Genomic DNA, 6546 nt, shown 5'->3' with positions numbered 1-6546 from the left:
TCGTCCTCGGAGACGATTCAGCGGAGCGAAGGTGGAGAGATGGAAGAGGAAGAGCTGCAGATGAAATCGTCTGACGGCGAAGCGTTTGAGGCGGACGCTTCCATTGAATCGGAGATTAAATCCATGCAAGGCAGCGGCAGTAAGATGGACGCGCAAATCCAGGCTAAGATGGAATCTGCCTTTAATGCGGATTTCAGCAATGTGAACATCCATAATAATCCACAGTCATCGAAGATGAATGCTTCGTTAGGCGCTGAAGCTTTTGCGACAGGGAATGATATCTTTTTCCGTGAAGGACGCTATAACCCGGATTCGCGCGAAGGTCAGGAGCTGCTCGGACATGAGTTAACGCATGTCATCCAACAGCGAGGCGGCAAATAAAGGGAATCTCTTATAAGCAGCAGGGATAACGATGTCGCCTGTTGCTTTTTCACGTGCGGGAGTGGGTGAGTTATCCCGTTAGCATTTGCGCAGAAGCCTTGGGAAGAAGTATATTTGCACTTGAGGAAGTTAAAAATGAGCAGATCAAAAGGTAAGCAGATAAGTGGATTAAGCAGCCTAGTTAACGTATTGGGCATAAGAAAGTAGGAGGGCGGACGCATATGCTGCCAGATCATGTACACGCGCGTCATTTCGCGCAGTTAGGACTTTTAAAAGAGATTTTGGATGAGACAGGCCTTGCCACCAATTTGTTGGAGAAATCAGACGCGATTCCGCTTCACGTGCTGATGGCCGGTTTTCAGGAGGATAAAAAGGAGCGGGAACGGTTCCTGCACTTTAGCTTTTTACCTTTGAACGATGAAGAGATTGCAGCGATTCAGCTGCTGCAAATATACAGTACGCTTCCTTTTCACCTTGAAGAGGGGAAGCGCGATGAGGTTGCCGCCGTGCTGCTTGAGATCAACACGCGGTTGCCGATTGGCCATTTTGGCATAAATGAGCATAACGAGCTGCATTACCGTTATGTGTACAGCATCTCGGCTGCGCGTTCTTTTGACAGTGAGGAAGTGCTGGAGATTTTAAGCTTGTTCGTTTATATGTGTGATATGTTTGCCGATCACGTTGAGCTGGTGGCCAGCGGTGAGGCGAATGCCGAACAGGTTGTTCAGGCACTCAGAGGTTAACCAACCACGCCGAAAAGGGCTGTCCCGGATGTAGAGAAATCTACCGACGGGAAGCCCTTTTTTCGTTATGTTGCTGCCATGATGGCTATGGCCTGACTGAGCAAGCAGCCTGCTTATAGCGCTAACGGACTCAGGTGCCGCTATTCGATGAAATAGAGCCTTTTACAAAATCTAACGGACACAGCAGCCGCTATTTACCTCTATGGCAGCGTTTTTCGCTGCTTTGAGGTGCAATAACGCCTCTGGAGTCCGTTAGCTCAAAAATCAGGCTATTTTATTGGAAATAGCGCCTGTGGGGTCCGTTACAATTGGCTGTTGGCAGCACAAGGTAAACCGAGCCGGGTTTCGCCGCTTTACTTCACTCTCTCCTGCAAAAGCTCCACAAGCTGTTTGCCCGGATCCTTCATCATTTGCCCGCCATTGCCACCGGCAGGACGATTGCCGCCGTTGCCGCCGTTCCCGCGAGGCTGTTTCCCAGCGTTTGCGCCGTCTGAACCGGCCGCTGCATTCGGTGAAGCCGAAGAGGAAGGTGCGCCTGAGGCGTCCGGTTTCGCGCCTTTTTGCCCATTGAAGTTGCCACGCGTGCCATCGCCTTTATTCCCGTCGCCATTCCCGCGATTAGCCATCTTGCTCGCAGCGTCGTCGATGAACTTCTTCTGCGCATCCGTCAGCTTCTCGAGCAGCTTCGTTTTGTTCTCGTCGCTGAGCTCAGCTTTGGTTTCGATGTCCTGGGCAACAGGCAGCATGACTTGGGCTTGGTCCTTAGTAATCGCAAGTCCTTCAGCTTTGTCCATCATGAGCAGCGTTTGGAAGGTGCTGAACAACTGTCTCTGCGCTTGACTCATAGCAGGACGATTCTGCCCCTGCTGCTTCGCATCCGGTGAAGCTTGTGCGCTCGCTTGAGGTTGTGCTGTACTTGCCGCTGCTTGCTGAGGGGAAGCTTGGTTGCCGCAACCGCTGAGCAAAGCGGGAAGAAGGATGCATAAGCCGGCTATTTGTTTCATTTTAATTTTCATATGTCTATGTACCACTCCTGTCGATAATCTTCCATTTCATGTTCATTGTACGGCGCAATTATGAAAAAAAAGAGAAGGGAAGCTGAATAGGAGATAAATGTTAGCTTAAAAATGGCTGAGTGTGTACAGAGCATGCAAAAAAGAAGCTGCACGGGCAGCTCCTCCATTAAACTTGTTTAGCTCGATTCACAGTTAGATTAGGTCTATCGCTTTTCAAAGCGTATTTTCTGTTTAACAGAAAACCGAATAATGACGCCAGCGACTGCTGGAACAGCATCCCGAGCACAACGGGAATCGCCACCGGAGGCGGAAAGTACGCTACTGCAAGCACGGCGCCGGCGCTAATATTCCGCATCCCGCTGTTAAACGTAAGCGCCACAACGACGTCCTGCTCCCACTTCATCAGCTTGGCGACGATCCATCCCAGGATGTAGCCGAGGGAAGCGAGGGCTAGTACAAAACCCGCCAAACCAAGCAGTTTGGCATTAAAATCACGCAAGTATGGCGCGATAACAGAGCTGTTAATTGCGACAACGATGCCCATGCATATTTTCGAAAAAGGACCTAGACGGCCGCTCCACTGCTCTTTGATTTTGCCTTTCGTCCATTGATTAAGCAGCATGCCCAGTAAAGACGGGACGACGATCATGAAGAATAGACCTTGCATCATGGCAAAAGTATCCATCTGGACTTTCGTGCCGACGAGTGCAGAGAGTGTATAGGGCACAACAAACGGCGAAAGAACGGTATCCATGAGAATAATGGATAGGGTCAGCACGATGTTTCCACGATAAATGGCGACCCATACGAAGCTGGTAATCCCTGTTGGAATGGCTGCAGCCAGAATGAGTCCTGTGATGGTTAAAGGTTCCGAACTGTAAACGGCGTGACCAAGTCCAAGCGCAAGCAGCGGCATGCCGACATGTAGAATGAGCAGCGTAGTGATAAGAGGGAAAGGCTGGACGATCACTTTAACAAATTCCTTGAAGCTGGAGCTGATGCTGCCCGAGAATGTCATAAAGGCAAACAGCCAAGGGGATAAGAAGGTAAAGCCGGATAAATGGCTGCCGAGCAGAACACCGATAAGCACGCTGACAGGTGTGATGAGCGGCAGAATTTTTTCCAGTTGGCGATTCAATTGAGCTAGCATCTGGGTGTTCATCCTTCCTGACAATGGATAATAAAGGCCGAGGGTTGCGTTCTCCCTATTATAAGAGCAATAGCTTCGGGTGACTAGGATAAGATGGGTTGGAAATTTTTATTTCCATCGACTGGATACCGTGTTATGATAATGAACAAATGAATACGAATGTATCCCTAGGGGCGCCGCAAGGCTGAGACAGAGCAATCTGAACCCTTTGAACCTGAACTGGGTCATACCAGCGGAGGAAAGTGGAAACCGGACTTTGGCGCCTCATTTTTGCATGTTTATTATGCGGGCAACCTACAACCACTTTTCTTAGGAAAAGTGGTTTTTTTGCGTCTTGATTGCAGCTCCAGGCTGCCTTGCCTATCGATACATCGGTTCAAAAAGTGAGGAGGCGGACTTCCATGTCCGAGCGCGAGCTGCATGTGATATCCAATGGCAAGTTGGCATGGAAGGAGATGGCTGCGATTGCAGCACGGATCCATCCTGATGTCACAGCCATTCACATCCGTGAGAAAAATAAGCCGATGGATGAAGTTTTTATGGGCGTACAGTATTTGTTGGAACAAGGTGTTCCCGCGCAAGCCCTTTGTATCAACGGCTATCCCTGGATAGCTACCGCTGCCGGACTTGGCGGTTTGCACCTTCCCGAAAGCTCTTCGCAGCTGCTGGAGATAAGAAATAGCTACCAAAGCGCTTGTCGCATAGGAGTCTCCGTACATAGCACGGAGGAAGCTGTCAAACGCGAGCGAGAAGGGGCGGATTATGTTTTGTATGGGCATATTTTTGCAACAGGTTCAAAGCTGGGGGTTGAGCCAAGAGGGCTTGAACAGCTGGGGAATGTTGCCCGGCAGGTCACGATTCCGGTCATCGCGATCGGTGGCATAACACCTGCAAGAGTAAGGCCTGTGCTGGCTGCGGGAGCTTCCGGCATCGCAGTGATGAGCGGCATTTGGGAGGCGGATGACCCCTTGGAAGCCGTAAAAGCTTACATCCGAGAGTTACAACAGCAAGAAGAAACCAGAGGTGAGAGACTTGAAGCATACGAGTGACGTTATCATCGTTGGCGGAGGCGTGATAGGCGCATCGATCGCCTATCACTTGGCGAAGCGAGGACAGTCCGTCACGCTGCTGGAGCGCAGCAGGTTAGGGACGGAGGCCTCGGCTGCCGCAGCCGGCATGCTCGGAGCGCAGTCCGAGATGGAGGACACCGGACCCCTGTTCCAGTGGGCCCGGCAAAGCAGAGCGATGTTCCCCGAACTGAGCGGGGAACTGAAGAGCCTCACGGGCATCGACATCGGTCTCGTCCGTGAAGGGCTCCTGAACGTCGCGCTCAGCGACGCTCAGGAGCAAGAGCTCCGCGCAAGGGAGAAGCTCCAGCGCGCAGCGGGTGAAAGAGCGGAGTGGCTGAGCGCAGCCGCAGCCGCTTCACTTGAACCCGCGCTGAGCCGGGCGACGCGCGGAGCATTGTACCTGCCCGAGGATGGGCAGGTGGAGGCGCCGCAGCTGGCGGCGGCATTCGCGCAGGCAGCGCGGGTGCTCGGGGCGAAGCTGCAGGAATTCGCCCACGTGCAAGGGCTGCTGACGGAGCGCGAACGCGTCATCGGCGTCATGACGAGCGAGGGGCCGCTGTATAGCGAGCACGTTGTTGTGGCGGCCGGGACATGGAGCGGCCAGCTCCTCGCCGGCAGCGGGATCGACCTGCCGGTCTATCCCGTAAAGGGGGAATGCTTCTCGGTTCTCACTGAGAAGCGCGAGCTGCAGAAGACCCTGTTCACCCCAGGGTGCTATATTGTCCCCAAAGCGGGAGGCCGGCTGCTCGTCGGCGCGACAGTGGTGCCGAACAGCTACGACCGCAAGGTGTCGCTGGCAGGGCTCGCGGAGCTGATGGAGCGAGCGCAGCAATTAATGCCTGCAATCGGCCATGCCGAGTGGGAGAAAGCTTGGTCTGGATTGCGTCCGCAGACACCAGACGGCATGCCGTACATCGGCAAAGTCTCGATGTATGAGGGCTTATTTGCGGCGTGCGGGCATTACCGCAATGGAATTTTGCTCAGCCCGATTACGGGGAAGATCATCGCTCAGCTCGTATCAGGCGAGGACGCGAGTAACTTGCAGCCGAATTTGGATGCATTCTGCCCCGATCTGTCGGGAACGTCCAAGCGCTTGGAAAGCAGGCGACTACAAGGAGAGGAGCTGCACAGCATTGAAGCTGCACATTAACGGCCAAAGCGTCGAGGTTCCGGATGCGATTCGTACGATTGAAGAGCTGCTTGCCCATTTTGAGCTGCAGGAGAAAATGCTCGTTGTCGAGCATAATCAGAACATTTTACAAAAAGAAGATCATGTGAAAACGGAGTTATCGGAAGGGCATAAAATCGAAATCGTTCATTTTGTTGGAGGAGGATAATTAACCATGTTAAAAATCGGACCATATGAATTTCGTTCAAGATTGCTGTTGGGCACAGGCAAATTCCCGAATTTTGATATTCAGAAGCAGGCTGTGGATGTGAGCGAATCGCAGATTTTGACGTTTGCGGTGCGGAGGATGAACATTTTTGAGGCGAGCCAGCCGAATTTCTTATCCATGCTGGATGTGTCGAACTTCACGCTGCTGCCCAACACGGCAGGGGCCAAAACAGCGGAAGAAGCGGTGCGCATCGCCAAATTGGCGAAGGCATCCGGACTTTGCGACATGATTAAGGTAGAAGTGATTGGCGATGAGATGACGCTGCTGCCTGACCCTGTTGAAACATTAAAAGCGTCGGAGATGCTGCTTGAAGAGGGCTTCATTGTACTGCCGTATACGTCGGATGACGTGTTGTTGGCTAAGCGCCTGCAAGCGCTCGGAGTGCATGCCATCATGCCGGGGGCATCACCGATTGGCACAGGACAGGGCATTATCAATCCGCTTAACCTGAGCTTCATTATTGAGCAAGCAACGGTGCCGGTCATCGTAGACGCTGGTATTGGCGCTCCTTCGGACGCAGCGCTGGCGATGGAGATGGGCGCGGATGGTGTGCTGCTGAACACAGCCGTTTCGGGTGCCAAGGATCCGGTCAAAATGGCCCGCGCCATGAAGCTCGCGATTGAAGCGGGACGCGCCGGTTTCGAGGCAGGCCGAATTCCGAAGAAACGTTATGCTTCGGCGAGCAGTCCGATGGATGGTTTTAGCCGGGTGTAGGATGGGCGGTGATTAACGGGCGAGAAGGCTGGCTCGAGAGAGCCGAAAAGGCCGTTTCAGGCAGGAGAACGGCTG

The 6546-nt window shown here is 52.9% G+C and carries 8 protein-coding genes and 1 riboswitch; of the genes, 6 read left to right on the top strand and 2 right to left on the bottom strand.

Going from position 1 to position 6546, the window contains the following annotated elements:
- The coding region (locus PCH02S_RS35135; protein WP_164819851.1) for an eCIS core domain-containing protein at nucleotides 1–381 on the top strand (381 nt) is incomplete at its 5' end.
- A gap of 221 nt (nucleotides 382–602) precedes the next feature.
- Entirely contained in the window at nucleotides 603–1124 is a 522-nt protein-coding gene (locus tag PCH02S_RS35130; protein WP_127458747.1) for a YbjN domain-containing protein, read from the top strand.
- A gap of 353 nt (nucleotides 1125–1477) precedes the next feature.
- On the opposite strand, the gene PCH02S_RS35125 is transcribed toward PCH02S_RS35130, so the two are convergent.
- Both PCH02S_RS35125 and PCH02S_RS35120 read right to left on the bottom strand, forming a co-directional pair.
- Nucleotides 1478–2140: a hypothetical protein gene (locus PCH02S_RS35125; protein ID WP_127458746.1), complete on the bottom strand. Its 663-nt coding sequence runs from the start codon at nucleotides 2138–2140 to the stop codon at nucleotides 1478–1480.
- A gap of 166 nt (nucleotides 2141–2306) precedes the next feature.
- On the bottom strand, nucleotides 2307–3290 hold the full coding sequence (locus PCH02S_RS35120; protein WP_127458745.1) for a bile acid:sodium symporter family protein: 984 nt from the start codon (nucleotides 3288–3290) through the stop codon (nucleotides 2307–2309).
- A gap of 159 nt (nucleotides 3291–3449) precedes the next feature.
- A riboswitch (TPP riboswitch) is annotated at nucleotides 3450–3548 on the top strand.
- A gap of 143 nt (nucleotides 3549–3691) precedes the next feature.
- On the opposite strand from PCH02S_RS35120, the gene PCH02S_RS35115 reads away from it, so the two are divergent.
- Genes PCH02S_RS35115 through PCH02S_RS35100 form a run of 4 tightly spaced genes read left to right on the top strand, consistent with a single transcriptional unit; the run spans nucleotide 3692 to nucleotide 6471 of the window.
- On the top strand, nucleotides 3692–4339 hold the full coding sequence (locus PCH02S_RS35115) for a DUF561 domain-containing protein (RefSeq protein ID WP_127458744.1): 648 nt from the start codon (nucleotides 3692–3694) through the stop codon (nucleotides 4337–4339).
- On the top strand, nucleotides 4323–5510 hold the full coding sequence (gene thiO / locus PCH02S_RS35110; RefSeq protein ID WP_127458743.1) for a glycine oxidase ThiO: 1188 nt from the start codon (nucleotides 4323–4325) through the stop codon (nucleotides 5508–5510). The genes PCH02S_RS35115 and thiO overlap by 17 nt, the downstream gene beginning before the upstream one ends.
- Nucleotides 5494–5697 (top strand): sulfur carrier protein ThiS, encoded by a 204-nt coding sequence (gene thiS / locus PCH02S_RS35105; protein WP_127458742.1) that lies wholly within the window; start codon nucleotides 5494–5496, stop codon nucleotides 5695–5697. Before thiO ends, thiS begins: the two co-directional genes overlap by 17 nt.
- 6 nt (nucleotides 5698–5703) lie before the next feature.
- Nucleotides 5704–6471, top strand: a complete 768-nt coding sequence (locus PCH02S_RS35100; protein ID WP_127458741.1) for a thiazole synthase — start codon at nucleotides 5704–5706, stop codon at nucleotides 6469–6471.
- Nucleotides 6472–6546: the final 75 nt, after the last annotated feature.

Origin of the sequence: Paenibacillus chondroitinus NBRC 15376 (genome assembly GCF_004000765.1) — a bacterium.
GTDB lineage: Bacteria > Bacillota > Bacilli > Paenibacillales > NBRC-103111 > Paenibacillus_E > Paenibacillus_E chondroitinus.
This window is presented reverse-complemented; position numbering and strand designations above follow the sequence as displayed.